Below are 25,462 nucleotides of genomic sequence, written 5' to 3'. Positions count from 1 at the left end.
ACCCGCGAAGAGGCCAGTAAAGCCAGCTGAAATCTCTAACCCTTCACCGGCGCTACCGCCAACTCCACCCGCTCGCTCTTCTTGATCACCGCATACACCACCGCCGTCAGCAGGCTACCCGCCACGATCGCCAACAAGTACAGCAGCGCATGGTTGATCGCATTGGGGATCAGCAGCACGAACAGGCCGCCATGCGGCGCCATCAGCTTGCAGCCGAAGTACATCGACAATGCCCCGGTCAATGCCCCGCCGGCCACGCTGGCCGGGATCACCCGCAGCGGGTCCTTGGCGGCAAACGGGATCGCCCCTTCGGAGATGAAGCACAGCCCCAGCGCCAACGCCGCCTTGCCCGCTTCACGCTCGCTCTGGGCAAACTTGCGTCGGGCCAGGAAGCTGGCGATACCCAGGCCAATTGGCGGCACCATGCCGGCGGCCATGGTCGCCGCCATCGGCGCATAGCTCGACGAGGCCAGCAGCCCCACCGAGAAGGCATACGCGGCCTTGTTGATCGGCCCGCCCAGGTCGACGCACATCATGCCGCCCAGCAACAGACCCAACAGGATGGCATTGGTGGTGCCCATGCTGTCGAGAAATTGCGTGAGCCCTTCCAGCATCGCCGCCACTGGCTGGCCAACCACGTAGATCATCACCAGGCCGGTGAACAGGCTGGCCAGCAGCGGAATGATCAGGATCGGCTTCAGTGCCTCCAGGCTGCTGGGCAAGCGCGCCCAGCGGGCAATGGCCTTGGCGCTGTAGCCAGCGAGGAAGCCCGCGACGATACCCCCGATGAAACCGGCGCCCAGGGTGCTGGCCAGCAGGCCGCCGATCATGCCGGGCGCCAGCCCCGGGCGGTCGGCGATGGACCAGGCGATATAGCCGGCCAGCAGCGGCACCATCAACTTGAACGCAGCCTCGCCGCCGATCTGCATCAACGCCGCCGGCAAGGTGCCCGCTTCTTTGTAAGCCTCGATACCGAATACGAACGACAGGGCAATTAGCAGGCCGCCAGCCACCACCATCGGCAGCATGAACGACACGCCGGTGAGCAGGTGCTTGTATACCCCGCTCTTCTCGCCCTTGGCTGGCGTGCTCGCCGCTGCGGCATCGCCGCTGTTTTCCACCTTGGCATCAGCCAGGGCCTTGTCGAGGGTCGCGCGGGCCTGCTTGAGGGCGATACCGGTGCCACAACGGTAAATGCGCTTGCCAGCGAAACGCGCGGTGGGCACTTCGATGTCGGCGGCCAGCAGCACTACATCCGCTGCAGCGATGGCTTCGGCAGACAAGGGGTTGCGCGCACCGACCGAGCCCTGGGTCTCGACGGTGAGCTCGTAGCCCAGTTGCTGCGCAGCCTGCTGCAAGGCTTCCGCGGCCATGAATGTATGCGCGACGCCAGTCGGGCAAGCCGTGACGGCGACGATGCGTGCGCCAGCGCTGCCAGTTTCAGCCGGAAGGCCTGGCACCGTGGCCAGCAGACGGGCGCTGGAAGCCGCCTCATCGAGGAAGCCTTCGCGGTCGGCCAAAGCCTGGGATGGCGTGCTCTGGTAAACGCGCTTGCCGACGAAACGCTCCAGGTCCACCGGACCGGTGCTGACCACCAGCACCCAGTCGGCCTCGGCGATCTGCGTGGCGCTCAGTTGCCGCTCGGGGTGGCCGGCATCCTGCACTTCGACGCTGGTACTCCAGCCCCGCCGCTGGGCTGCGGCGGACAGCAAGCGCGCGCTCAGCACGCTCGACACCTGGCCGTTGGGGCAGGCAGTGACAATGGCAATATTCATCGGCAACCCTCTTTTTGTTCTGTCAGTTGCACGGCAGCTTCCAGACGCGCCAGTTGCTCGCGGTCACGGATGCCGAAACCAACCTGGGTAACAGCCTGTGCAGCGATGGCGGTGGCACGGGTCAAGGTCTGCGCCGGGGCTTCGCCCTGCAGCAGGCCGTGGACCATGCCGGCCACCAGCGAATCACCTGCACCCACTGTGCTGGCAACCTGCACCTTGGGCGGGCAAGCATGTACGGCATGGCCGCGGGTGAACCAGCTGACGCCCTGCTCTCCCGCCGACACCACCACGTGTTCGACACCACTGGCCAGCAGGCGCTCGGCAGCAGCGCGCTGCTGCGCCGGGTTATCCACAGCCAGGCCGAGCACCTCGCCCAACTCTTCGGTATTGGGCTTGACCAGCCAGGGCGAGCTCTGCAGGCCGGCACGCAGGGCTTCACCGCTGCTGTCCAGGGCCACCTTCAGGCCTTGCGCCTTGAGCTGTTCGAGCAACTGTCGGAACCAGTCGGCGCTGATCCCACGCGGCAGGCTACCAGCCACCACCACCGCATCGTGGCCCGGGGCAACCTGCGCCAGGCAGCGCAGCAATGCACTGCGCGCCGCTTCGTCGACTTCCGGGCCTTGGCCGTTGATGTCGGTGACACGGCCATCGGCTTCGACCAGCTTGATATTACTGCGGGTTTCGCCCGGCACGCGGACAAAGCAGTCGACGAAGCCGCGCCAGTCGATCAGCGCCTCGAAAGGCTGCAGGTTGTCACGCCCGAGGAAGCCGCCAACAGTGACGGTGTGGCCCAGGTCGGCCAGTACCTGGGCAACGTTCAGTCCCTTGCCTGCGGCGTGGCTGTGCTGCTCCTGGCTGCGATTTACCTGCCCTGGGCGCAGGGTACCCAGGCCGATGGTGATATCCAGCGCAGGGTTCAGGGTGAGGGTGAGGATCTTGGCCATTCAGTAACGCTCCACCAGCGCGCGAACCGCTGCGGCGCTGTCCTGTTGCAGGGCCTCGCGCGCCAGGGCGCGGGCCGTCTGGTGATCGGCCTGGCGAACCAGGGCCTTGACTTCGGCAATGCTGCGCGCGGCGACGCTGAGTTCGTCCACGTCCAGGCCCAGCAGCACGGCCACTGCCTGCGGGTCGGCCGCCAGCTCGCCGCACACGCCCACCCACTTGCCATGGGCATGGGCGGCGCGCACGGTCATGTCAATCAGGCTGAGCACCGCCGGATGCAGGCCGTCGGCCTGGGCCGAGAGGCTGGGGTGACCACGGTCGATGGCCAAGGTGTACTGGGTCAGGTCGTTGGTGCCGATGCTGAAAAAGTCCACTTCGCGCGCCAGTTGTGGTGCCAACAGCGCTGCCGAGGGCACTTCGACCATGATACCCAGTTGCAGGTCGACTACCGGGATCTCGGCGCGCAGGCGCTCGACCATGGCGCGCGCCTCGCGCCATTCATGCACCTGCCCAACCATCGGGAACATGATGCGCAGGGGGCGCTGGTCGGCAGCGCGCAGCAGGGCGCGCAACTGGTCTTCCATCACCTGCGGGCGCTGCAGGGTAAGGCGTACGCCGCGCACACCGAGGAAGGGGTTTTCCTCGGCAGCGATCGGCCAGTACGGCAGCGGCTTGTCGCCACCGACATCGAGGGTGCGCACCACCAGCGGGCGCCCGTCGAGGCCATCGAGCACGCGACGGTACTCGGCTTCCTGGGTCGCCACGTCCGGGGCCTGGGTGTGGGCCATGAAAATCAACTCGGTGCGCAGCAGGCCAACGCCTTCGGCGCCCTGCTCCACTACCTTGGCGATGCCGTTGCTCTCGCCGATGTTGGCAAACACCTCGACAGCGTGACCATCGCGAGTGACCGCCGGCTCGAAGCGGTTGGCCCAGGCGGCCTGCAAGCGTTGCTCGCGCAGGTCGCGCTCGGCCAGGGCCTTTTGCAGTTCATCCGCCGGTGGCGCCACGCTGACCACGCCACGCTGGCCATCGAGCAGCAACGGCGTGCCGCTGTCCAACAGCAGTATCGACGCCCCCGCGCCCACCACCGCCGGAATGCCCAAGGCACGGGCGACGATGGCACTGTGGGCGGTGGCGCCACCCTGGGCGGTGACGATACCGGCGACGCGGCTCGGGTCCAGCCGGGCGACATCGGACGGACCGACTTCGGTCATTACCAGCACGTAGGGTTGCTCGGGTTCAGCCTGGGCCTGCACGCCACACAACTGCGCCAGCACGCGGCGGCCGATGTCACGCAGGTCGGCAGCACGTTCGGCGAGCAAGGCATCGTGCAGCGACTCCTGTTGACGCGCCGCCGCCTCGATCACTGCCATCCATGCTGCCGCGGCGCTTTCGCCCTGGCCCAGGCGCTGCTCGACATCATCGCTCAGGGCCGGGTCTGCGAGCATTTCCTGATGGGTGACGAAGATTTCGCCAATGGCCTTGTCGCTGCGCTGGACCAAAGCCTGCAGCTCGCCATTCACGGCCGCCACAGCTTCACGCAGCTTCTGCCGCTCCTGGGCGCAGGACTCACCGCGCAGGGGGTAGTCGAACTCACGCTCGACACACACATGGGCCGGGCCACTGGCAATGCCGGGCGCAGCACCCACGCCGTGGATACGGCTACCGGCCGCGGGCGCTTGCAGCACTTCGGCCGCTGCGCCAGCTACAACCTCAGCACTCTGCGGCAGTGGCTCCACCTCTTCACCCAGGCCTTGTTCGATGGCGGCCAGCAGCACCGGCAAGGCATCGGGGGCGATGCCGGGCTCAGCCACCAGCTCCAGTGTCTGGCCACGTCGGGCGCCGAGACTGAGCAGCTTGCTCAGGCTCTTTACGGACACCGCCGGCTGCGCGCTATCCGCCAGCCGCACACGGATTTCCCCATCGAAACCTTTGGCCAGTTGCGCCAATACCTTTGCCGGGCGGGCATGCAAACCGTGCGGGTTGGCCAGCACTACGCGCGCACTGGGCCAGTCTGTCGGCGCCTCACCGCCTAGTACCTCCAGCACCGCGCGGCTGCTGGTGGCCTGGTAGAGCATCTGGCCGCGGCCTTCGATCAGCACTTCGCACAGGCGTTCGAGCAAGGCCTGGTGGGCTGCACCGAGGCTGGCCAGGCAGAACAGGCCGTTGAGCGGTTGGTCGCGGTAACGCAGCGGCTGCTGCGGGGTGATGAAGGCCAGCCCCGGCTGGCGCACCTGGCGCTCGCTGTGCAGCCACCACAGGCCCTCGCCCAGCGGCAGCGGTTCGGCCTGCTGCAGGACGGCGGCAAAACCGCTATCGACGCAGTCGGCACGCTGTAACAGACGGGCGCCGCGCCAGGCCAGCTCATCGAAGTCTTCGGCCGGCAGGTTCAGGCCGACCAACTGCGCATCCAGCGCCAGTTCCTGAGGCGCGCCCTGCAGCAGCTTCAGCAACGCCTCCGCGGAACCGGCGCGCCGCAGAGCTTCGGCCAGGTCGGTCTCGCCCAGGGCGCGGGTCAGCAGTTGCAACAGGCGCAGGTGCTCATCGGAACGGGCGGCGATGCCGATAGCCAGATAGACCATCTGGCCATCGCCCCAGTCCACGCCCTCGGGAAACTGCAACAGGCGCACGCCGGTGGCGTACACCAGGTCACGGGTCTGCGGCGTGCCATGGGGGATGGCAATGCCCTGCCCAAGGAAGGTGGAGCCTTGTGCCTCTCGGGCCTGCAGCCCTTGCAGGTATCCCTCGGCGACCAGGCCGTCATCGACCAGCCGGTCGGCCAGCAGGCGCAATGCCTCGGCCTTGTCGGCGGCCTTCTGGCCCATGGCTATCTGCTCCTTGGCGAGCTCGAGCATGACCTTCTCCTTTTGCAGTTCCCGGTCGGGTACTGGAGTATTGTTGTGAAATTCACATGAACGGCCAGTTCAACAGCCTTGCACGGATGGCAGCCGAGGCAGAAAATTCGGCAGCTGAAACGATTAATCTGACCAGACGGCCACGTTACTCGATAATCTGCCGAGGAAAAAGCCCCATCCTGTCGGACAATTGCGACAATGGTCGTCTGCGCGTGGCGCCCCCGCCGGGTCAAACTACCCGGTCAAGGCTCACAGCCAGCCCCGGTAATAACAAGGAAAATTCGGTGAAACTCAGCGATATCGCCCGTCTGGCCGGTGTGTCCGTGACCACTGCCAGCTACGTCATCAATGGCAAGGCCGAACAGCAGCGCATCAGCAACAGCACTGTCGAGCGGGTACGCGCGGTGGTCGAGGCCCACGGCTTCACCCCCAACCCGCAGGCCGCTGGCCTGCGCAGCCGGCATACCCGCACTCTGGGCTTCATTCTCCCGGATCTGGAGAACCCCAGCTACGCCCGCATCGCCAAGCAGCTCGAACAAGGTGCCCGCGCCCGTGGCTACCAGTTGCTGATTGCCAGCAGCGACGACCAGCCCGACAGCGAGCGCCAGTTGCAACAGCTGTTCCGCGCCCGCCGTTGCGATGCACTGTTCGTCGCCAGCTGCCTGCCGCCAGAAGACGACAGCTACCGCGAGCTGCAGGACAAAGGCCTGCCGGTAATCGCCATCGACCGCCGCCTGGACCCTGCGCACTTCTGCTCGGTGATCAGCGACGACCGCGACGCCAGCCGCCAGCTGGCCGCCAGCTTGCTGAGCGCCGCCCCGCGCAGCATCGCCTTGATCGGCGCCCGCCCCGAGCTGTCGGTCAGCCAGGCACGTGCCGGTGGCTTCGACGAAGCCCTGCAAGGCTATGCCGGCGAGGTTCGCCGCTATCAGGGCGAAGCGTTCAGCCGAGAGTGCGGCCAGCGCCTGATGCAGCAACTGATCGATGACCTTGGCGGCCTGCCGGATGCCCTGGTGACAACCTCCTACGTGCTGCTGCAAGGGGTGTTCGACACCCTGCAGGCGCGCACTGCCGACTCACGCCAGCTGCAGCTGGGTACCTTTGGCGACAACCAGTTGCTCGACTTCCTGCCGCTGCCAGTCAATGCCATGGCCCAGCAGCATGGCCTGATTGCCGCCACCGCGCTGGAACTGGCACTGGCCGCAATCGAGGACAAACGCTACGAACCTGGCGTGCATGCCGTCGGTCGAACGTTCAAGCAACGCATTACAGCGGCCTGAACATGCGCCTGATCGACACCCACACCCACCTGGACTTCCCCGACTTCGACGCCGACCGCCCACAACTGCTGGCCAACGCGGCGTCGCGCGGGGTGGAGAGGATGGTGGTGCTGGGGGTGTACCAGGCAAATTTCCAGCGGGTATGGGACCTGGCCTGTGCCGATAAGCGCCTGTTCGCCGCACTCGGCCTGCATCCGGTCTACCTCGACCAGCATCATCCCGAGCACCTGACGCAGTTGCGCGAGTGGCTGCAGCGCCTGCACGGCGACCCACGGCTTTGTGCCGTGGGCGAGTTTGGCCTGGATTATTACCTCGAAGACCTAGACAAGGCCCGCCAGCAGAAGCTGTTCGAAGCGCAACTGCAGATGGCCTGCGACTTCGAACTACCCGCACTGCTGCACGTGCGCCGCAGCCATGCCCAGGTGATCGCCACGCTCAAGCGCTACAAGCCGGCGCGGGCGGGGGTGATTCATGCGTTTGCCGGCAGTTACGAAGAGGCCCGCGAGTACATCAAGCTGGGCTTCCGGCTTGGGCTTGGCGGTGCAGGTACCTGGCCACAGGCCTTAAGGCTGCGCAAGACCCTGGCGCGGTTGCCGCTGGACAGCGTGGTGCTGGAGACCGATGCGCCGGACATGGCGCCGGTCATGTACCCAGGGGTGAGGAACAGCCCGGAGCACCTGCCGGAAATTGCCGGGGTGCTGGCGCAGGTGATGGGGGTGGATGTCGCGGAACTGGCTCAAGCCAGCACCCGCAATGCTTGCGAGTTGTTTGGCTGGTAGCTGAAGTGCTGGCACCTGCGTGGGCCTCTTCGCGGGCTTGCCCGCGAAGAAGCCAGCGTGTCAGTTCAGACAAGCACCGTCCACAGCGCAAACCCGGCATACCACAGCACCGCACAGCGCAGCAGCAGTTCCCACAGGCTGTCGAGCCGGCCCAGCCCGCGCTGGCTGTCTTCTTCTTCGGGAATGTCATCGGCAATGCGCCCGACCCTGGCAACCAGGTGGCCGGCGCTGATGTGCCAGTTGAGCACCTCGTGCAGCATCACCCGGGTGACCACGAGAAAATTGCCGACCAGGGCGAAACTCAAGGCCAGTACCCGTACCGGCAGCCAGTCCATGATATGCCTGAGCTGCTCGGCACGAGCCTTCAACGCCGGTTGCTTGCTGTGTTCGCCACACAAAGCCAGCAAGCGATAGGCCAGGGCTGCACCCGGGCCCAGCACGAAGTACCAGAAAATCACCGCGAAAAAGCCCTGGTACACCTGCCATAGCAAGTTGCCCTGCACCTGCACCAACAGGCTTTGCGGCTCGTCGGCCGCCAGCCCAAGGTCGCGCTCGGCCACGTGCAGCGCGGCCTGGTCATCACCGCGCCGCCAGGCATCACGGAACGGCCCCATCGATGCCTTGGCATCGCCGCGGCCCAGACTGTAGATCAGCACCAGCAGGTGCACCGGCAACGCCAGCAAGCCATACGCCACCGGGTCCAGAACATGCAGCAGCAAAACCAGCAGCGCTACCGGTGCCAACACCAGAATGGCCAGCGTCCACCATGGGTGCACCTTGCCGCTGCGCTCCAGGCGCACCAGTTCGCCAAGGAAGAACCCATCTCGCTGCACCTGATGGCGCAGGGCCGAGAACTTCTCGACCCAAAGCGCCAGCAACAACACCAGAAAACTCATGCCTTGTCCTCGTTTTGCTGCAGCGCCTTTCGGTAGCGCGGCCAGTCGAAGGCCGGGCCGGGGTCGGTCTTGCGCTGCGGGGCAATGTCGCTATGGCCCTGGATGCGGTCCAGCCCGATGGCCGGCCAGGCACCGAGGATGTGCCGGGTAAGTTGCTCCAGCACCGCGTACTGGGCATCGGTATAGGGCAGGTCGTCGGTGCCCTCCAGTTCTATACCGATGGAGAAATCGTTACAGCCTTCACGCCCGTCGAAGCACGACACACCAGCATGCCAGGCGCGGTCGAGCAACGACACGAACTGGGTCACCGCGCCGTCACGCTCGACGAACAGGTGCGCTGATACGGTCAGGTGGTTGATGCTGGCGAAGTACGAGTGCTCATTGGGGTCCAGGCGGTTCTGGAAGAATTGCTGGACCTTGCCGGTACCGAAGCAGGCCGGCGGCAGGCTGATGTTGTGAATAACCAGCAGGGAAATCGATTCGCCTTCGGGGCGAGCATTGAAGTTCGGCGAGGGGCAATGGGTGATTCCGATTCCGTGGAACCAGCCAGTGGCACGGTCCAATTGCATGGGGCAGATCCTGAAAGCGCCGTGAACAGGTAGACAGTATGCCCTTTGGCCAACAGCGTTTGCATGTGAATGATTGTAATACCCGCTCCCACAGGGATAGCGCAAACCTGCAGATCTTGCGCTAGAGAGGTACCCCTACGCGAAGCGTTTCGAGTACTGCTTCCAGCGCGCGCTCGAACAAAAGCCCGTCATCCAGCACCCGCACCTCACCTCGATGCAGTGCCCGGGCCAGGCTGGCCCCGTTCCATTCGCGTACTTTCATACCGGTGCGGTTGGCGAACACCAGCCGGTCGCTACTGTCGACGCGCGCCACCAGTTTGCAGCGCAGCGGTTCGTCCTCGTCCAGCACTTCTACCCAGGTACCGATACGCAGGCGCTGCACCTGACGCACGGCCACAGCCTGCCCGTCGGCAAACTGCGACGGAGCGCAAGCGGGTTCTTCGGCAATCGCCAGGACGATGTCCTCGGCCACCAGCACTTCGCTCAAGGGCTGGCCCTCAGTGCCGGGCTGCATCGCGGTACCCGCGCAGGCACGCAGGTGCAGCTGTTCCAGTTGCAGGAAGAATTCGCGGGTCGCTGCCGAGTCCAGGGCCACGCTGGCCAGGCCATCGCGCAGTGCCTTGAGCAGGCCCGGTACCTGCTGCAGCAAGGCATGCGGCTCATGCGGCGGAGTGATGCTGGCCAGCAGCGTGTCCATCGTCTGCAAGGCATCCCGCCAGGCCTGGGATGCTTCACCTTGCTTGAGCCAGGCCAGCAGCAGTACCTGGCTCCAGGCTTGCACCAGCATCTGTACCACCACCTGCGGCAATAACCTACCGCGCAGCCGTTGGTTGAGAGCATGCTGCACCTGCTGCCTGGCCTGCAGTGTTCGGGCACGCCCTTCTTCGGCGTCGCGGGTGCGTTGTTCGAGCAGCTCGTTGCGCCGCCGCTCGTCCTGGTTAAAAGCGAGGAAGTCTTCGAGCAGTTCGGAGAACAGGCTGGTATCTTCGGCAAAATCATTGAGAAGGCGCTGGACGATACGCTCCACCCGCAGGTGCAGGCTGTCACGCATACCGTCGCCGCCGCATTCCCAGCCGATTGCCGCGCCAGCGATCTCGTTGAGCAGCCGGCGGGCCGGGTGGCTGGCACGACTGAGCAGCCCCTTGTCCAACAGGGCCACTTTAAGCAGCGGAATGTGCAAACGCCCGATCAGCGCACGCAGGCTGGCCGGCAAGTTGTCGTCGTCCTGGATGAAAGCGAACAGCAGGCCAACCAGGTTGATCATGTCCTCGTCGGCAACATCGATACGCCGGCGTGTGCCGCTGCGCACGCTGACCCGCAACAGCAATTGTTCAAGCTGTTGGCCAAGTTCGAAATCGTCGGCCTCATGAGTAGCGGGCACATAGTGCTGCAAATGCGAAAGCAGGCGCAGCAGGTCGGCGGTGCTGATTGGCTGGGCGGCGGCCACCGCCTGCAAACGAGGCGCGAACTTTCCACGCACCGGGGCCAGCAGTGTTTGCAACGAGGCAAAGAAAGCCTGCCCTGCCGCGTCCGAGCCCACCTCGTGACCCAGGTTCGCCGGCCCACGACCTGCGCTCATGCGCCGATCTTCGGCACGCCGACGTGGTGCAGACGGCAATTCAGGCAATACACCGGCGGCGGCCAGCAACTGGTTGGCTTCGCCATAGATCACGTCGGCATCGCGCAACACATAGCGCTCGAACAGTTTGAGCAGGACCAGCTTGACCCGCAGGCCAACCCCCAGGTTGCGGCCAGCGTCGAGGAAATAGCCGCACAGCGCTGCGGGCCCCAGCGGGTTGTGCTGCTCGTGCAGGGGGCGGTCGAGCAGTACCTGCAAGCGCAGGCCCAGTTGCTGCAGGGCAATACCGTCGCGTGACAGCACGCGCGCGACCATGCCTTCTATCGCGCCAGCCCGTTCCACGTGGGCCTTGCTGCGCAGGTTACCCGGCTCGACCATGTGCGCCAGCAGGTCAACCTGGCCGATACGGGCAAAGGCATCATAGAACGTGTCGAGAAAACCGCGCTCGATACTCTTGCGCTTCAGGCGCAGGTCACGCATGGCCTCAAAGTACAGGTTCTGGTCACTGCGGTCGAAGGCCTTGTCGGCCATCTCGAAGAGGGTGTCGTCAGCATTGTCGAACAAGCCCTGCAGGCCCTGACGCAACTGCAAGGCGGCCTTGTCGCGCACCTGCAGGAGCAATACCGGAAGGCAAGGCAGAGGCGCACGCCCGCCTCGATCGATGGCTGCCGCCAAGGGCACCACCTTGCCTTCTTTTTGCATCCTGTACTCCTTGCAGGGTGTCTCGCCCGAAGGGGCTGAAGATCGTCAAAGTCATGACGCCAAATACTGGTCACCATTATCGGTAAAAATCCGCACAGCTGCCAGCGCCGTTTCACTAGCTGGCTAATGACCCTGATTTACCACGCCTGCTCACACCGGCCGACCAAAGGTCATCGCCGAGGCGACTGTACACACCGGCCCCCTGCCCTATAATCGCCGGCATCTAGCTTGTGGAGCCGACCATGCCGAACCTACGCCTTGCCGACCTGACCGCTGAAATCGAAGCCAATGTGCGCCGTGCGCTGTTGGAGGACATCGGCAGTGGCGATATCACCGCGCAGTTGATCCCGGCCGAGCGCCTGGCCAAGGCGACCATCATTACCCGCGAAGACTGCGTGATCGCCGGCACCGCCTGGGTCGATGCCGTGTTCCGCCAACTCGACCCACGCGTGGCCGTGCACTGGCAGGTGGCCGATGGCGAGCGCGCCACGGCCAACCAGCCACTGTTCCATCTGGAGGGCCCCGCGCGTTCGCTGCTCAGTGGTGAGCGCAGTGCATTGAACTTCCTGCAGATGCTGTCGGGTGTCGCCACTCGTGCGCGCTTCCTTGCCGACCTGGTGGAAGGCACCCAGGTACGCCTGCTGGACACCCGCAAGACCCTGCCGGGCCTGCGCCTGGCGCAGAAGTATGCAGTGACCTGCGGCGGTTGCGACAACCACCGCATCGGCCTGTACGACGCCTTCCTGATCAAGGAAAACCACATCGCAGCCAGCGGCGGCGTGGCCGCGGCCGTGGCGGCGGCGCACCGCATTGCGCCGGGCAAGCCGGTGGAAATCGAAGTGGAAAGCCTGGATGAGCTGCGCCAGGCACTGGCCGCTAGTGCCGACATCATCATGCTCGACGAGCTGACTCTGGAAGAGATGCGCGAAGCAGTGCGCATTACTGCGGGCAAGGCCAAGCTGGAAGCCAGTGGCGGGGTCAACGAGACGACCTTGCGGGTGATTGCCGAGACTGGGGTGGACTACATCTCGATTGGTGCCATGACCAAGGATGTGAAGGCGGTGGACCTGTCGATGCGGTTGAGCCTGTAAGCTGATTGCAGGCATGAAAAAACCGGCCTCAGGGCCGGTTTTTTCATTGGTGGCGCTCTCGGATCAGAACGAAGCGTTGGCCAGCCCATCCAGGTAACGCTCGACATCCAGCGCCGCCATGCAGCCGGCACCGGCCGAGGTAATGGCCTGGCGATAAACGTGGTCGGCCACGTCACCGGCGGCGAACACGCCCTCGATGTTGGTGGCGGTGGCATTGCCCTCACGGCCGCCGTTGACCACCAGGTAGCCGTCCTTGAGGGTCAGCTGGCCTTCGAACAGCGAGGTGTTCGGGGTGTGGCCAATGGCGATGAACACGCCGTCGACCTTGATTTCGTCGCTGCTGCCATCGTTGTTCTTCAGGCGCGCACCAGTCACGCCCATGTTGTCACCCAGCACTTCGTCCAGGGTGGCATTGAGCTTGAGCTCGATCTTCCCTTCGGCCACACGGGCGTGCAGCTTGTCGACCAGGATCTTCTCGGCGCGGAAGGTATCGCGACGGTGTACCAGAGTCACCTTGCTGGCGATGTTGGCCAGGTACAGCGCCTCTTCCACGGCAGTGTTGCCCCCTCCCACCACGGCGACCGGCTTGTTGCGGTAGAAGAAGCCGTCGCAGGTGGCACAGGCCGAAACACCCTTGCCCATGAAGGTTTCTTCCGACGGCAGGCCCAAGTAGCGGGCGCTGGCGCCAGTGGCGATGATCAGCGCGTCACAGGTGTACTTGCCGCTGTCACCCTGCAGGGTGAAGGGTTTGTTGGCCAGGTCGACGGCGTTGATGTGGTCGAAGACGATTTCGGTTTCGAAACGCTCGGCGTGTTCCTGCATGCGCTGCATCAGCGCAGGGCCGGTCAGGCCGTGAGGGTCGCCCGGCCAGTTGTCGACTTCGGTGGTGGTGGTCAGCTGGCCACCGGCCTGCATGCCGGTGATCAGCAGCGGCTTGAGGTTGGCACGGGCGGCATACACCGCAGCGCTGTAACCGGCAGGGCCGGAACCGAGAATGATGACGCGCGAATGACGTACTTCAGACATGTCGAACTCCTGTCGAGCGGGCCGCAGGGCCGGCATCGGTGTACCGGCTGCGCCTGCCTGGAAATTAAAAAGGACCCACGCAGCACTTGGGGAAGGCTACAACGCGCAGGCCCATAAAGCGGAAAGTGAGCGCACTGTAGCGAGGTCGCAAAGATTAAGGAAATATCCTTCGACAATCCACCTCATAGCCATCGTCTATTCAGCGATTTGATCGATAGCCAAGCCCTGCTGCTTTTGTTACAGCCCGTTTCCCGCCAGCTGCCCGCCTTTCGTCGGCGCGGCAAACTCGGTAAGGTCAGCGCGTTTTCCTTCTCTGCGGAGTCTCTCGATGCAAGCCCCTGTACTCTCTGGCCCCCAGTACCTGCGCGAAGGCCTGAAACTGGTGCTGAGCCCCAATCTGCGGTTGTTCGTGCTGCTGCCGCTGGCGGTCAACCTGCTGCTGTTTGGCGGCCTGATCTACTTCGCCGGCCACCAGTTCAGCCTGTGGGTGGACGCCCTGATGCCGAGCTTGCCGAGCTGGCTGAGCTTTCTCACCTACATCCTCTGGCCGCTGTTCGTCGCCCTGGTGGTGCTGATGGTGTTCTTCACATTTACCCTGGTGGCCAACATCATCGCCGCGCCGTTCAACGGCTTTCTGGCGGAAAAGGTCGAGGTTGTGGTGCGTGGCGAGGACAATTTCCCCGCGTTCAGCTGGGGCGAACTGGTGGCCATGGTGCCACGTACCTTCGGCCGTGAAATGCGCAAGCTGGGCTACTTCCTGCCGCGGGCCATCGGCCTGTTCATCCTGTCGCTGATCCCGGTGGTCAACGTGGTGGCGGCGCCGCTTTGGCTGATCTTCGGGGTGTGGATGATGGCTATCCAGTACATCGACTACCCGGCGGACAACAACAAGATGAGCTGGCAGGACATGCTCGCCTGGCTGCGGCAGAAGCGCTGGCAATCGCTGGGCTTTGGCGGCATCACCTATCTGGCGTTGATGGTGCCGGTGGTGAACGTGCTGATGATGCCGGCGGCGGTGGCCGGGGCTACGTTGTTCTGGGTGCGGGAGCGCAACTGAAGGGGCGAGGGGCTGCAGGGCAGCCCCTTTTTGCAGATTGCGTTTCTAGAAGTCAGAGAAGCTGTAGGGTTCTAGAGTAGAAATCTGAGAAAGCAATATCAAATGTTCCACTGCCTTAACCTTTTCGATATTAGCAAGTTTACTTGGCCCACCGAACGCCAAGGCCGGAACAAAACCATACATTTCATCGTGCTTTAGCATGCCTAATTTTCTCTTTGCTGGCTCGAATAGGTCGCCGAAATCATTGGATTCCTTCTCCATGCCCAGGAAAAAACCTTGCACTTCCCTATCGATATCAGCTGTCGCTAATTCATGATCATTGCCAGAATAACGTGACGCGTAGGCTATAATGTCCAATGAAAACCCGGAATTTTCACCCCATAGATAGAGATCGCCAAAGGCACCGCGAGCGACTAGATGATACGTATCACGCCCCTCTAATGCAGTACCTTCAATGAATGAAGCGACCACCCCCTCGTAATCCTGCGGGTTGACAGTCCAGAATATCCCGTCGCCGTATCCACACCATCCGTGCTCAGCCCAATATTCCAATAATTTTCCCGGCAATTTTCCACTATAACGCTGTATGCTCGAAGGCGGAACCTCTTGCCGGAATACAGGATTACCCATTTCCTCTATAAAAATTGAAAAGAATTTATCCATATTAAAAAACTCTAACTATTAGCATTTATGCAACCTGACATTCAAAAGGCTTGATGCACCACCCGATCTGGATAGCTCTTCAGCGGCTTGCTTTAATCCTCTCACTCTATTTTTCCACTGCGGACCTATAGTAGAGTTGACTTGTCTGTCGCCGAAGTCAGAAATAGCGTCCCGACCACCCGCGCTCAAATCTGGATTATGCAATGCCGCAAGCGATGACATGGTTTCCTTTGCTTGCTTCACTGAAAGCTTTTTAGCTTCAATAGGGCTCATACTTTTCATCAAATCTTTCTGAATTCTATCTTTCAATTTATCATACAGTTTCTTCCTTGCTTTCCTGGCAATGTTCGGATCCCGCTTGACTGGATGAGTAAGATTTTCAAGAAACTCTTCAACCGTAAGCCGGTTTAGCCCATCCTGCTGTCCCTTCAACTGCCGTTCAAACTCGCCATGCTTGGATACTGGCAATTTGTCTGCCTTGAAGCACGCCACGGTATGCAACGGCATGCTACCGGGCTTCCCTGTCGAGGGCTCCTTGTCTTTCCCAGCCGGCCGATCAGGCTGCATCGGTTGCGGCTCACCCACCGCCCCCTTGCGCCGCTCCGGCACCTGCAGGTCCGGCCGTTTCTTCAACCCCTCTTCATGCTTGAGCATCCATTGCCCCAGCCGCGCACCTTTGCGGCTGGCCGTCATTTCCTGGGCCAGCACCCGGGCATCGCCGCGGCCGCGGGTGAGGTACGACACGATCGCCCCCAACAACAGCAGCACGACTTCCACGTGGCCTTGGGCAATCTGATGTGTGGCCCGGGATATCGCATAGGGGTCGTCCCGGCAGAACGGGCCCGTGCCTTCATTGCCGCAGGTGCCTTCCCAGGCGAAGCGAATGCCGTCGACGTAGTACTCGCCGATACGCGGCAAGCCCTCGATGAAGAACTCGGCGATGGAGGCCAGCCCCAGCGCGCCGAGGATCCAGCCACTGACCTTGAGGCCCATGGCCGCGCCCGCGCCGGCGAACGGAATGGTTCCGGCGCCGCCGGCGAATGCGCCAACCCCCGCGCCAAGCAGGCCACCGGTAATGGTGCTGCCGGCGACGATCATCGCCATCTGCCGCACGACCATCAGCAGTTCGTCGACGATACTGTTGATGTCGAGGTCGGCGAAGCGCTGGCGCAGCATGTGCGCCGCCTGCCATTCGGCGTGGTAGAAGGCTGTGCGGACGGCTTCGATCCGGCGCAGGTTGAGGCCCAGCGAGGCGACCTCTTCATTGAGGCTGGTGCGGAACTGGCCACCGCTTTGGTAGCCCACCATGGCGATGACACGTGACTCGATCTCGTGCCAGGAAGGCACGAGGTAATCCAGGTACATGAGGTGTCTCCCTGACAGCGTGTGCAGGGGGAAATCCCATCATGGATTCGGATCGGAAGTTTCTGAGTCAGTTGTAGGAAAATGCGACTTCTTTTACAGCAGGTTCAGCGAAGTTGAGCTGTTCGGCCGGCACCATGGACAAGGTTGGGGATCTTTGTCGTGCCTGAGATCGAGCCCCATCTGGGCGGGGGCTCGACTGCATAGGCGCTACAAACCTCAGGCCATATCAAAGACTCAACTGGCTGGAAAACTGCCCCACCACATCCACCACCCGCTTCGCACCATCCTGAATCTCGACGATCACGCTCCCTGTCTCGTCCGCCAGTGCCAGGCCCTGCTCGGCCTGGCGCTTGCTGGTGTCGATGATCGCCACTGCCGCCTGGGCCAGTTGCTCGTTCTGCTGTACCACGCGGGCGATTTCCTCGGTGGCGGTGCTGGTGCGCGAGGCCAGTTGGCGCACTTCATCGGCAACCACGGCAAACCCACGCCCCTGTTCGCCAGCGCGGGCCGCTTCGATGGCCGCGTTCAGCGCCAGCAGGTTGGTCTGCCCGGCAATGTCGCTGATGGTCTTGATGATCGAACCGATCACCCGCGACTGGGTATCCAGTGCCTGGATACCCTCTGCCGCCTCTTGCATCGACGCTTCCAGCCCGCGCATCACGCTGACGCTCTGGGTGACCACATCGGTAGCCTTGCGGGCACTGGCATCGGTACCCAGCGAGGTGTTGTAGGCGACATCCGCCGCCTCGGCCACCGCCTGCTCCTGGTTGACCTGATCGGTGATGACGGTGGCGAACTTCACCACCTTGTACAGCACGTCATGGGCATCGAAAATCGGGTTGTATGAAGCTTCCAGCCAGACCACCCGGCCGTGGGCATCGATACGCTTGAAGCGGTCGGCAACGTACTCGCCACGGCGCAGCTTGTCCCAGAACGCCTGGTAGCCGGCCGAGTTGGCCTCCTCCGGCTCGCAGAAGATGCGGTGATGCTTGCCACGGATCTGCTCCAGGCGGTAACCGACAGCGCCCAGGAACCGGTCGTTGGCAGTGAGGATGGTGCCATCGAGATCAAACTCGATCACCGCGGTGGACCGCATCAGGGCCTTGATCAGGCTTTCGTGCTCGCGGGAGGTCTCGATGGTGCGGGTAAGGTCGCTGGAATGCAGCGTGAAATACTTGATGCGCCCCTCGCTGTTCTTGACCGGCTGCAGGATCGACCGTAGCCAGGCTTCCTGGCCATTGCCACGCAGCAGGCGGAATGCACCGTTCAGGTGTTCACCGCGGCTGATTGCGCCCTTCATGCGCTGGTGGAAATCCAGCGTCTTCACATGGGCGGGGACGATGTCCTCGATATTGCGCCCAAGCAATTGTTCGCCACGGTAAAGCATCTCGCTCTCGAAGTTGGCATTGACCATCTCGATCCGTCCCTGAGGGTCGAGTTGAAGTACCAGCATCTCGCTGTCGAGGCTATTCTTGACCTGTTCTATGGACATCAGGTCTTCGCGAAGCTGCCGGATTTCTTGCTTGAGCTTGTTGTTGAACATCACCGCTCTCCTGGAGCGAATCGGGTAGTCGAATGCATCTTCATCGGCTGCCGATGCCCCCGCTTGAGTGCCCTGCAATGAAATATTCACGTGGACATACGCGTCGGCGAGCAGGCGTCATCTTTACGTCACATGGCAGTCACATTGGCGCAATCCAGCAGGCGGAAACTTTTTGTCATGAATACACCCGCCCTACGCATTTCCCTGGTCAGCGAAACCTTCCCACCCGAGATCAACGGCGTGGCCAATACCCTTGGCCGCCTCAGCGAGGGGTTGCGCCAACGCGGCCATGAGATCGAAGTGGTGCGCCCACGCCAGGCCGGAGAAGCACCGCGGCACAGCGACCCGAACCTGATGCTGTGCCGTGGCTGGCCACTGCCTGGCTACCCGGGCTTGCAGTGGGGCGAGGTTTCGATGCACAAGCTGTTGCGCCGCTGGCGTCGACAGCGCCCGGATGTGCTGTACATCGCCACCGAGGGGCCGCTTGGGCTCAGTGCACTGCGCGCGGCCCGGCGCCTCGGGGTTGCTGTGGTCAGTGGCTTCCACACCAACTTCCCGCAGTATTCCGGCCAGTACGGGCTGGGCCTGCTGACGCGCCTGCTTACCAACTACCTGCGCTGGTTCCATCGGCGCACGACAATCACCCTGGTACCCAGCCTCAGTCAGCGCCTGGAGCTCGAACGCCGTGGCTTCGAACGCCTGGAACTGCTGGCCCGAGGGGTCGATGCCTGCCTGTTCAACCCGGCCCGGCGCAGCCCCGCATTACGGGAAAGCTGGGGGCTCGGCCCGGACGACATCGCCGTACTGCATGTCGGGCGGCTGGCGGCAGAAAAGAACCTGGGTTTGCTGCGCCCAAGCCTGGAGGCACTGCAGAAAGCTTATCCACACAAACGTCTGCGCCTGATCATGGTCGGTGACGGCCCGCAGCGTGCCGCCCTCGAACAGCAGGTACCGGATGCCATGTTCTGCGGCGCCCAGCGTGGCGAGGTGCTGGCCGAACACTATGCCAGCGGTGACCTGTTCCTGTTTCCGAGCCTGACCGAAACCTTTGGCAATGTGGTGCTCGAAGCCATGGCCTCGGGGTTGGCGGTGGTCGCCTATGACGAGGCGGCCGCCGCGCAGCATATTCGTCATGGTCATAGCGGTGCGCTGGCCATGCCGGGGGACCAGGCGGCGTTCATCGATGCAGCCTGCTGGCTGCTGGAGGAAGAAGAGACGTTACGGCGGGTGCGCCTGAATGCGCGAAAGCATGCCAGCCACCAGGGATGGCCAGGGATTGTCGAGCAGTTTGAGGGGTATCTGCATGCAGCCCGGAACCAGGCTGCGACCTCGCCAGCTTCGAGGCTGGGTGCTACGCGATCTGTGTAGGAGCGGCCTTGTGCCGCGAATGGGCCGCAGCGCGGCCCACGATGGCTGCCATGATGCCGAATGCCTGGGGCCGCTTCGCGGCCCATTCGCGGCACAAGGCCGCTCCTACAGAGACCGAGTCAGGCGCTTCAGGCCAAGGCTTTCTCGATAGCCTGCACCACCGCAGGATCATCCGGCGCAGTGCGCGGCGAAAAACGCGCCAGCACCCGCCCGTCCTTGCCCACCAGGAACTTCTCGAAGTTCCAGGTAATGTCGCCCGGGAACTCCGCCCCCTCACCCGCCAGCAATCGGTACAGTGAATGGCGCTGCGGCCCGTTGACCTCCAGCTTGGCACCCAGCGGGAAGCTCACCCCGTAGTTGAGGCTGCAGAACTCCTGGATTTCCTTTTCGCTGCCAGGCTCCTGCCCGGCAAACTGGTTGCACGGCAGGCCAAGCACGTTGAAGCCCTTGTCCTTGTAATTCTGGTAGAGGTTCTCCAGGGCCTTGTATTGCGGCGTGAGACCACACTTGGAGGCAACGTTGACCACCAGCACCACTTGGCCCTTGAACGGTGCGAGGGGCAGCTCCCCGCCGTTCAACGCGTCCAGTTTCAGGTCGTGAAAAGCACTCATGATGAATCCCCTCTCAGGTTCCCGGTTGCCGCGCAGGCGAATTACGCCCACTAAAAAGGCGCTCGTCCAAACCGTCCACCTCCCGTAGGAAGGCAAATCGGCTTGCCCGAGCGCCTGGCGACTTTCTGAGCTTAGCGCAGAAAAATCAGTGGTGATGGCCACCTTCACCGTGGATGTGGCGGTGAGCGATTTCTTCGTCGCTGGCATCACGAACGTTGACCACCTTGACCTGGAAGGTCAGACGCTGGCCGGCCAGCGGGTGGTTGCCGTCGACAGTCACGTCGTCGCCGTCGATGTCGCGGATGGTGACGATCTGCATCTGGCCATCCGGCGCCGAAGCGTGGAACTGCATGCCCACTTCCAGTTCGTCGACACCTTCGAACAGGCTGCGGTTCAGGGTGCTGACCAGCTCGGCCAGGTATTCGCCGTAGGCATCTTCCGGCTCGATGGAAACGTTCAGCTCGTCACCGGCCTGCTTGCCTTCCAGGGCTTTTTCCAAGCCCGGGATGATGTTGCCGGCACCGTGCAGGTAAACCAGCGGTGCACCGCCGGCGGAGCTGTCGATGGTCTCCCCGGCGTCGTTGGTCAGGGTATAGTCGATGGAGACAGCCTTGTTGGCGGCGATCAGCATGGGGCAAGACCTTTTGCAAAAGTATGTAGAGCGGACAAGTGTAACCAAGCCATCGCCCGATTGCGAACGCACCGCGGACGAGCAACGGCCCATCAGTCGGATCACCGGCTTCCACCAGGACGAAGAGGGCCACTGGGTGGCCGAGCTGTCCTGCGGCCACACCCAGCACCTGCGCCACCAGCCGCCGTGGCAGGCGCGCCCCTGGGTGCTCGACCCGGCCCAACGCGCGCAGCGCATCGGCCAGCCTTTCGCTTGCGGCTGGTGCGCACAAGGGGCCGATAGCGCTACCCTTGGCCGTTAATTTCTTGCACCGCTTATTTCGAGAAGCACGCATGCAGACATTTTTCATTGCGCCGACCGATTTCGGTGTCGGCCTGACTTCCATCAGCCTGGGTCTGGTGCGCACCCTGGAGCGGGCCGGCCTGAAGGTCGGCTTCTTCAAGCCGATCGCCCAGCCTCACCCGGGTGACACCGGCCCCGAGCGCTCCACCGAGCTGGTTGCCCGTACCCACGGCATCAAGCCCCCTGTGCCGCTGAGCCTGGCCCATGTCGAGCGCATGCTCGGCGATGGCCAGCTGGACGAGTTGCTCGAAGAAATCATCCGCCTTTACCAGCAAGCCTGCATCGGCAACGACGTGGTGGTGGTCGAGGGCATGGTGCCCACGCGCCACGCCAGCTATGCGGCGCGGGTCAACCTGCACCTGGCCAAGAGCCTGGATGCCGAGGTGATACTGGTATCGGCGCCGGAAAACGAAGTGCTCAGCGAATTGTCCGGCCGGGTCGAACTGCAGGCCCAGCTTTTCGGCGGCCCGCGCGACCCGAAGGTGCTCGGGGTAATCCTCAACAAGGTGCGCACCGACGAAAGCATGGCGGACTTTTCCACCCGCCTGCGCGAGCACTCGCCACTACTGCGCGGCAACGACTTCCGCCTGCTGGGCTGCATCCCCTACCAGCCTGAACTGAACGCCCCGCGCACCCGCGATGTGGCCGACCTGCTCGGTGCCCAGGTGCTCAATGCCGGCGACTATGAACAGCGGCGCATGAGCAAGATCATCATCTGCGCGCGTACCGTTGCCAACACGGTGCCACTGCTCACCTCGGGTACCCTGGTGGTGACACCGGGCGACCGCGACGACATCATCCTCGCCGTCAGCCTGGCGGCGATCAACGGCGTCCCGCTGGCCGGCCTGCTGCTGACCAGCGACAGCAAACCTGACGCGCGTATCCTTGGTCTGTGCCGTGGTGCCCTGCAGGCCGGCCTGCCGATCCTTTCGGTCAGTACCGGCTCGTACGACACCGCCAACCAGCTCAACTCGCTGAACCGCGAGATACCGGTGGACGACCGCGAGCGCGCCGAATTCATCACCGACTTCGTCGCCAGCCACCTCGACGCCGCCTGGCTGCACCAGCGTTGCGGCACGCCGCGTGAATTGCGCCTGTCGCCAGCCGTGTTCCGCTACCAGTTGATCCAGCGGGCGCAGCAGGCCAACAAGCGCATCGTCCTGCCGGAAGGCGCCGAGCCGCTGCTGGTGCAGGCAGCGGCCATCTGCCAGGCCCGCGGCATTGCCCGCTGCGTGCTACTGGCCAAGCCCGAGGATGTCGACGCCGTGGCCCGCGCCCAGGGCATCACCTTGCCGCCGGGCCTGGAAATCCTGGACCCCGAGGTAATTCGCGGGCGCTATGTAGAGCCGATGGTCGAGCTGCGCAAGAGCAAGAACCTCAATGCACCAATGGCCGAGCAGCAACTGGAGGATCCGGTGGTGATCGGTACCATGATGCTGGCTCTGGACGAAGTGGACGGCCTGGTCTCGGGCCTGGTGCACTCCACCGCCAACACCATCCGCCCGGCACTGCAACTGATCAAGACCGCACCGGGCTCGAGCCTGGTGTCGTCGGTGTTCTTCATGCTGTTCCCCGAGCAGGTGCTGGTGTACGGCGACTGTGTGATGAACCCGCACCCGAGTGCTGTCGAACTGGCCGAGATCGCCCGGCAGAGTGCCGAATCGGCGCAGGCCTTCGGCATCGCGCCACGGGTGGCGATGATCAGTTATTCAAGCGATTCGGCCAGCGACGAGGAAGTCGAGAAAGTGCGCGAAGCGACCCGCCTGGCACAAGGCGCGGCGCAAGAGCTGCTGATCGACGGGCCGTTGCAGTATGACGCGGCGGCCAACCCGGCGATTGCACGGGACCTGGCGCCGGGCAGCCCGGTAGCCGGGCGGGCGACGGTATTCGTGTTCCCTGACCTGAATACCGGCAACACGACCCACAAGGCGGTGCAACGCAGCACCGACGGGGTCAGCCTGGGGCCGATGCTGCAAGGGTTGCGCAAGCCGGTGAACGACTTGCCGCGCGGGGCTCAGGTTGACGATATCGTGCATACCATTGCCCTGACGGCGATCCAGGCCAGCGTGGGGGGCTAAAAGCTGGGGCTGCTTTGCAGCCCATCGCCGGCAAGCCAGCTCCCACAGGATTTGCATAGCCCTTGAGCCTTGTGCAGTATCTGTGGGAGCTGGCTTGCCGGCGATAGGCCGCAAAGCGGCCCCAGGATTGATGCCTTACTGCTGAACCTGCCCCTGGTCATACTGCTGACCCGGAATCGGCTTCAGGTTCACTTCCACACGGCGGTTCTGCGCACGGCCATTGGCGTCGGCGTTGCTGGCGATCGGCTGGTCCGGGCCCATGCCACGTACAGTGATACGCGAGGCATCCACACCCTGCGAGGTCAGGTAGGTGCTGACCGCCTGCGCACGGCGCTGGGACAGGTCCATGTTGTGCTGGCGGCTGCCAGTGCTGTCGGTGAAGCCGACCACTTCGATGGTGTTCTGGTTGAACTGCTTGAACGAGCCAGCCAGGTTGTTCAGCGGCGAGTAGAAGCTTGGCGCGATGTTGGCCGAGTCGGTTGCGAAGGTGATGTTGCCCGGCATGATCAGCTTGATCTGGTCACCCTGGCGCTGAACTTCCACACCGGTATTGGCCATTTGCGCGCGCAATTCGGCTTCCTGCTTGTCGGCGTAGTAGCCATAACCGGCTGCAGCGGCACCCACGGCAGCAGCGCCGATCAGTGCGCCCTTGCCACGGTTGTTGTGGTCGATGGCGGCACCGGCGATAGCACCGGCCAGCGCGCCCAGGCCGCCGTATTTGGCAGTTTTGCTCATCCCGGTGGAGCCCTGCGCCTGCCCTTGGCTGTCATAAGGGTTCTGGCCGGCACAGCCGGTCATCAGGGCAGCGGCGGTTGCGACGATAATCAGACGACGCATGGTGAACATGGACAAGCTCCTACTGAATTCATGAATGCGACAGATCATAAAGGGATCTATGCCAGCCTTGGATTGCATCGGCGCCGAAAAATTCCGTGAAAGTGCCTTCATGTGCCATCAGGCACGCACAAAGGGGTTCTCGCGCATTTCGTCACCCAGGCGGGTATCAGGCCCGTGGCCGGTCACCACGATGGCCTCCTCGTCCAGCCGGTACAGCCGCTCCCTGATGGAACGGACGATGGCCCGCTGGTCGCCACCCCACAAATCGGTACGGCCAATGCCCCGGCGGAACAGGGTATCGCCGGCGATCAGCAGCTTGGCGTCGGCAAACCAGAAGCTCATCGAGCCTGGCGTGTGGCCTGGCGTATGCAAGGCCACTCCACATCCACAGGCCAGCTCCTCGTCATCCCCCAGCCAGCGGTCTGGCGCGGGTACCGGAGTGTAGGGCACGCCGAACATCTGGCACTGCATTTCCAGGTTGTCCCACAGCGACTGGTCGTCCTTGTGCAAGTGCAGCGTGGCGCCGGTCAGCTCCTTGAGCTTGCCCGAGGCGAGGAAGTGATCGAAGTGCGCGTGGGTGTGGATGATGCTCACCAGCGTCAGCCCGTGGGCCTGCAGGCGGGCCAGGATCTTGTCCGGGTCACCGCCCGGGTCGACGACGATGGCCTTTTTGGTCAGCGGGTCGCCGATCAGGGTGCAGTTGCACTGCAGGGGGCCTACGGGGAAGGTTTCGCGGATGAGCGCTGACGATGGATTCTGCATAGGGAATACGGGAACCGGTTAATCGAAGAGGGTCTGTACGCGAGCCAGTGCATCAAGGATGACGACCTCGGGTACCGACTCTATGCGTTTGGCAAATCTGGCTTCAAGGTCGACTGTGCGCACCTGATTGCAGAGCATCACGCCCTGAGTCTGCGTACCCGCACCGCTGAGCGTGACGGCGAAACCCGCATGCCTGGCAAAATCGCCACCTTGAGTGATCGGCACTACCACAGCCAGGCCTGACGCATTGAACGCAGCGGGAGTGAGCACCAGCGCAGGTCGCCCGGCACCCTGCTGCTCCCGTCCAACAGTCGGATCGAGATTGATGCAGACGATATCGCCCCTGGCGAACTTCACCCGTTTCACACTTCACGCCCTACTGGTGGCATCGCGTTCCAGTCGGCCATGTCCTCTGGCTCCGGTGCATCCAGATCGCACTGAGCCATCAGCTCTTCAAGGGTGTATTTGGGTTTCGACCTGACGGGTTTGAGCACCATGGTCTCACCCGCGGTATCCAGGCTCAAGGTAGAGCCGACTCCGAGACGCATCTGCTTGAGCACTGCAGCCGGCAAGCGAATCGCGGCGCTGTTACCCCACTGTTGAATCTTGATCTGCATGAGTATCTCCCAAGGTAGATACATAGTAGAAACCCTCCAAATGATTGCAAGCGAAATGTAGAGACGTCGTATCTACACTGTCATTTGCCCGGTA

The 25,462-nt window shown here is 63.3% G+C and carries 23 protein-coding genes; 7 read left to right on the top strand and 16 right to left on the bottom strand.

Annotated elements, in window-relative coordinates; translation table 11 throughout:
- Window positions 1-35: 35 nt before the first annotated feature.
- Genes E5221_RS04605 through ptsP form a run of 3 tightly spaced genes read right to left on the bottom strand, consistent with a single transcriptional unit; the run spans window position 36 to window position 5,572 of the window.
- A complete protein-coding gene (locus E5221_RS04605) occupies window positions 36-1,775 on the bottom strand; it encodes a PTS fructose-like transporter subunit IIB (protein ID WP_182329829.1) in 1,740 nt (579 codons plus the stop codon).
- Window positions 1,772-2,719 carry a 1-phosphofructokinase gene (pfkB, locus tag E5221_RS04600; RefSeq protein ID WP_169775005.1) on the bottom strand — a complete coding sequence of 316 codons (948 nt, stop codon included), beginning with the start codon at window positions 2,717-2,719 and terminating at the stop codon, window positions 1,772-1,774. The genes E5221_RS04605 and pfkB overlap by 4 nt, the downstream gene beginning before the upstream one ends.
- Complete coding sequence (gene ptsP, locus E5221_RS04595) at window positions 2,720-5,572, bottom strand: phosphoenolpyruvate--protein phosphotransferase (protein ID WP_247846915.1); 2,853 nt, start codon at window positions 5,570-5,572, stop codon at window positions 2,720-2,722.
- 284 nt (window positions 5,573-5,856) lie between these two features.
- Between ptsP and cra the strand changes: the two genes are divergently transcribed.
- The gene (gene cra, locus E5221_RS04590) at window positions 5,857-6,852 is read left to right on the top strand and encodes a catabolite repressor/activator (protein WP_004376064.1); all 996 of its coding nucleotides are present in this window, start codon (window positions 5,857-5,859) and stop codon (window positions 6,850-6,852) included.
- Window positions 6,853-6,854: 2 nt separating this feature from the next.
- Window positions 6,855-7,631, top strand: coding sequence for a TatD family hydrolase (locus tag E5221_RS04585; protein WP_247846914.1), 777 nt, complete (start codon window positions 6,855-6,857; stop codon window positions 7,629-7,631).
- 65 nt (window positions 7,632-7,696) lie between these two features.
- On the opposite strand, the gene ampE is transcribed toward E5221_RS04585, so the two are convergent.
- From ampE to E5221_RS04570, 3 genes are all read right to left on the bottom strand, one after another.
- Window positions 7,697-8,527, bottom strand: a complete 831-nt coding sequence (ampE, locus tag E5221_RS04580; protein WP_247846913.1) for a regulatory signaling modulator protein AmpE — start codon at window positions 8,525-8,527, stop codon at window positions 7,697-7,699.
- Window positions 8,524-9,096 (bottom strand): 1,6-anhydro-N-acetylmuramyl-L-alanine amidase AmpD, encoded by a 573-nt coding sequence (ampD, locus tag E5221_RS04575; protein WP_061552015.1) that lies wholly within the window; start codon window positions 9,094-9,096, stop codon window positions 8,524-8,526. Before ampD ends, ampE begins: the two co-directional genes overlap by 4 nt.
- Window positions 9,097-9,217: 121 nt before the next feature.
- The gene (locus tag E5221_RS04570; protein ID WP_247846912.1) at window positions 9,218-11,377 is read right to left on the bottom strand and encodes a DUF1631 domain-containing protein; all 2,160 of its coding nucleotides are present in this window, start codon (window positions 11,375-11,377) and stop codon (window positions 9,218-9,220) included.
- Window positions 11,378-11,619: 242 nt separating this feature from the next.
- Between E5221_RS04570 and nadC the strand changes: the two genes are divergently transcribed.
- Window positions 11,620-12,468 carry a carboxylating nicotinate-nucleotide diphosphorylase gene (gene nadC / locus E5221_RS04565; RefSeq protein ID WP_247846911.1) on the top strand — a complete coding sequence of 283 codons (849 nt, stop codon included), beginning with the start codon at window positions 11,620-11,622 and terminating at the stop codon, window positions 12,466-12,468.
- Between the two features lie 63 nt (window positions 12,469-12,531).
- Here nadC and trxB read toward each other — a convergent pair whose 3' ends face one another.
- Window positions 12,532-13,494 (bottom strand): thioredoxin-disulfide reductase, encoded by a 963-nt coding sequence (gene trxB / locus E5221_RS04560; protein WP_015268972.1) that lies wholly within the window; start codon window positions 13,492-13,494, stop codon window positions 12,532-12,534.
- Window positions 13,495-13,822: 328 nt separating this feature from the next.
- Here trxB and cysZ point away from each other — a divergent pair, with 328 nt between their 5' ends.
- Entirely contained in the window at window positions 13,823-14,551 is a 729-nt protein-coding gene (gene cysZ / locus E5221_RS04555; protein WP_004376058.1) for a sulfate transporter CysZ, read from the top strand.
- 45 nt (window positions 14,552-14,596) lie between these two features.
- Here cysZ and E5221_RS04550 read toward each other — a convergent pair whose 3' ends face one another.
- From E5221_RS04550 to E5221_RS04540, 3 genes are all read right to left on the bottom strand, one after another.
- On the bottom strand, window positions 14,597-15,214 hold the full coding sequence (locus E5221_RS04550) for a GAD-like domain-containing protein (RefSeq protein WP_247846910.1): 618 nt from the start codon (window positions 15,212-15,214) through the stop codon (window positions 14,597-14,599).
- A gap of 18 nt (window positions 15,215-15,232) precedes the next feature.
- Window positions 15,233-16,579, bottom strand: coding sequence for a DUF6861 domain-containing protein (locus tag E5221_RS04545; protein WP_247846909.1), 1,347 nt, complete (start codon window positions 16,577-16,579; stop codon window positions 15,233-15,235).
- Window positions 16,580-16,805: 226 nt separating this feature from the next.
- A complete protein-coding gene (locus E5221_RS04540; protein ID WP_024086274.1) occupies window positions 16,806-18,122 on the bottom strand; it encodes a PAS domain-containing methyl-accepting chemotaxis protein in 1,317 nt (438 codons plus the stop codon).
- 177 nt (window positions 18,123-18,299) lie between these two features.
- On the opposite strand from E5221_RS04540, the gene E5221_RS04535 reads away from it, so the two are divergent.
- Complete coding sequence (locus E5221_RS04535; protein WP_247846908.1) at window positions 18,300-19,490, top strand: glycosyltransferase family 1 protein; 1,191 nt, start codon at window positions 18,300-18,302, stop codon at window positions 19,488-19,490.
- A gap of 128 nt (window positions 19,491-19,618) precedes the next feature.
- Here E5221_RS04535 and E5221_RS04530 read toward each other — a convergent pair whose 3' ends face one another.
- Together E5221_RS04530 and E5221_RS04525 are read right to left on the bottom strand one after the other, a co-directional pair.
- The gene (locus tag E5221_RS04530; RefSeq protein ID WP_015268966.1) at window positions 19,619-20,101 is read right to left on the bottom strand and encodes a glutathione peroxidase; all 483 of its coding nucleotides are present in this window, start codon (window positions 20,099-20,101) and stop codon (window positions 19,619-19,621) included.
- A gap of 145 nt (window positions 20,102-20,246) precedes the next feature.
- Window positions 20,247-20,732: a peptidylprolyl isomerase gene (locus E5221_RS04525; protein WP_003259610.1), complete on the bottom strand. Its 486-nt coding sequence runs from the start codon at window positions 20,730-20,732 to the stop codon at window positions 20,247-20,249.
- Between E5221_RS04525 and E5221_RS04520 the strand changes: the two genes are divergently transcribed.
- Complete coding sequence (locus E5221_RS04520) at window positions 20,731-21,033, top strand: DUF3565 domain-containing protein (protein WP_015268965.1); 303 nt, start codon at window positions 20,731-20,733, stop codon at window positions 21,031-21,033. The two genes, E5221_RS04525 and E5221_RS04520, sit on opposite strands and share 2 nt — an antisense overlap.
- 31 nt (window positions 21,034-21,064) lie before the next feature.
- Complete coding sequence (pta, locus tag E5221_RS04515; protein WP_061552008.1) at window positions 21,065-23,152, top strand: phosphate acetyltransferase; 2,088 nt, start codon at window positions 21,065-21,067, stop codon at window positions 23,150-23,152.
- A 135-nt stretch (window positions 23,153-23,287) separates the two neighbouring features.
- Here the strand turns inward: pta and E5221_RS04510 are convergent, their stop codons facing one another.
- The 4 genes from E5221_RS04510 to E5221_RS04495 form a co-directional block, all read right to left on the bottom strand.
- Window positions 23,288-23,998 (bottom strand): OmpA family protein, encoded by a 711-nt coding sequence (locus E5221_RS04510; RefSeq protein ID WP_015268963.1) that lies wholly within the window; start codon window positions 23,996-23,998, stop codon window positions 23,288-23,290.
- Between the two features lie 108 nt (window positions 23,999-24,106).
- Window positions 24,107-24,751, bottom strand: coding sequence for an MBL fold metallo-hydrolase (locus E5221_RS04505; protein ID WP_013970945.1), 645 nt, complete (start codon window positions 24,749-24,751; stop codon window positions 24,107-24,109).
- Window positions 24,752-24,769: 18 nt separating this feature from the next.
- Entirely contained in the window at window positions 24,770-25,117 is a 348-nt protein-coding gene (locus tag E5221_RS04500) for a type II toxin-antitoxin system ChpB family toxin (RefSeq protein WP_061552007.1), read from the bottom strand.
- On the bottom strand, window positions 25,114-25,368 hold the full coding sequence (locus E5221_RS04495) for an AbrB/MazE/SpoVT family DNA-binding domain-containing protein (RefSeq protein ID WP_013970943.1): 255 nt from the start codon (window positions 25,366-25,368) through the stop codon (window positions 25,114-25,116). Before E5221_RS04495 ends, E5221_RS04500 begins: the two co-directional genes overlap by 4 nt.
- Window positions 25,369-25,462: the final 94 nt, after the last annotated feature.

The organism is Pseudomonas sp. A2, assembly GCF_023100865.1.
Taxonomy (GTDB): Bacteria; Pseudomonadota; Gammaproteobacteria; order Pseudomonadales; family Pseudomonadaceae; genus Aquipseudomonas; species Aquipseudomonas asiatica.
The sequence above is the reverse complement of the archived record's forward strand: the minus strand, read 5'-3'. Positions and strand labels throughout refer to the sequence as shown.

What these genes read in the sequence shown, in the direction of transcription:
- E5221_RS04605 (WP_182329829.1), bottom strand. Translation starts at nt 1,775, where the DNA reads ATGAATATTGCCATTGTCACTGCCTGCCCCAACGGCCAGGTGTCGAGC.
- pfkB (WP_169775005.1), bottom strand. Translation starts at nt 2,719, where the DNA reads ATGGCCAAGATCCTCACCCTCACCCTGAACCCTGCGCTGGATATCACC.
- ptsP (WP_247846915.1), bottom strand. Translation starts at nt 5,572, where the DNA reads ATGCTCGAGCTCGCCAAGGAGCAGATAGCCATGGGCCAGAAGGCCGCC.
- E5221_RS04585 (WP_247846914.1), top strand. Translation starts at nt 6,855, where the DNA reads ATGCGCCTGATCGACACCCACACCCACCTGGACTTCCCCGACTTCGAC.
- ampE (WP_247846913.1), bottom strand. Translation starts at nt 8,527, where the DNA reads ATGAGTTTTCTGGTGTTGTTGCTGGCGCTTTGGGTCGAGAAGTTCTCG.
- ampD (WP_061552015.1), bottom strand. Translation starts at nt 9,096, where the DNA reads ATGCAATTGGACCGTGCCACTGGCTGGTTCCACGGAATCGGAATCACC.
- E5221_RS04570 (WP_247846912.1), bottom strand. Translation starts at nt 11,377, where the DNA reads ATGCAAAAAGAAGGCAAGGTGGTGCCCTTGGCGGCAGCCATCGATCGA.
- nadC (WP_247846911.1), top strand. Translation starts at nt 11,620, where the DNA reads ATGCCGAACCTACGCCTTGCCGACCTGACCGCTGAAATCGAAGCCAAT.
- trxB (WP_015268972.1), bottom strand. Translation starts at nt 13,494, where the DNA reads ATGTCTGAAGTACGTCATTCGCGCGTCATCATTCTCGGTTCCGGCCCT.
- cysZ (WP_004376058.1), top strand. Translation starts at nt 13,823, where the DNA reads ATGCAAGCCCCTGTACTCTCTGGCCCCCAGTACCTGCGCGAAGGCCTG.
- E5221_RS04550 (WP_247846910.1), bottom strand. Translation starts at nt 15,214, where the DNA reads ATGGATAAATTCTTTTCAATTTTTATAGAGGAAATGGGTAATCCTGTA.
- E5221_RS04545 (WP_247846909.1), bottom strand. Translation starts at nt 16,579, where the DNA reads ATGTACCTGGATTACCTCGTGCCTTCCTGGCACGAGATCGAGTCACGT.
- E5221_RS04540 (WP_024086274.1), bottom strand. Translation starts at nt 18,122, where the DNA reads ATGTTCAACAACAAGCTCAAGCAAGAAATCCGGCAGCTTCGCGAAGAC.
- E5221_RS04535 (WP_247846908.1), top strand. Translation starts at nt 18,300, where the DNA reads ATGAATACACCCGCCCTACGCATTTCCCTGGTCAGCGAAACCTTCCCA.
- E5221_RS04530 (WP_015268966.1), bottom strand. Translation starts at nt 20,101, where the DNA reads ATGAGTGCTTTTCACGACCTGAAACTGGACGCGTTGAACGGCGGGGAG.
- E5221_RS04520 (WP_015268965.1), top strand. Translation starts at nt 20,731, where the DNA reads ATGGGGCAAGACCTTTTGCAAAAGTATGTAGAGCGGACAAGTGTAACC.
- E5221_RS04525 (WP_003259610.1), bottom strand. Translation starts at nt 20,732, where the DNA reads ATGCTGATCGCCGCCAACAAGGCTGTCTCCATCGACTATACCCTGACC.
- pta (WP_061552008.1), top strand. Translation starts at nt 21,065, where the DNA reads ATGCAGACATTTTTCATTGCGCCGACCGATTTCGGTGTCGGCCTGACT.
- E5221_RS04510 (WP_015268963.1), bottom strand. Translation starts at nt 23,998, where the DNA reads ATGTTCACCATGCGTCGTCTGATTATCGTCGCAACCGCCGCTGCCCTG.
- E5221_RS04505 (WP_013970945.1), bottom strand. Translation starts at nt 24,751, where the DNA reads ATGCAGAATCCATCGTCAGCGCTCATCCGCGAAACCTTCCCCGTAGGC.
- E5221_RS04495 (WP_013970943.1), bottom strand. Translation starts at nt 25,368, where the DNA reads ATGCAGATCAAGATTCAACAGTGGGGTAACAGCGCCGCGATTCGCTTG.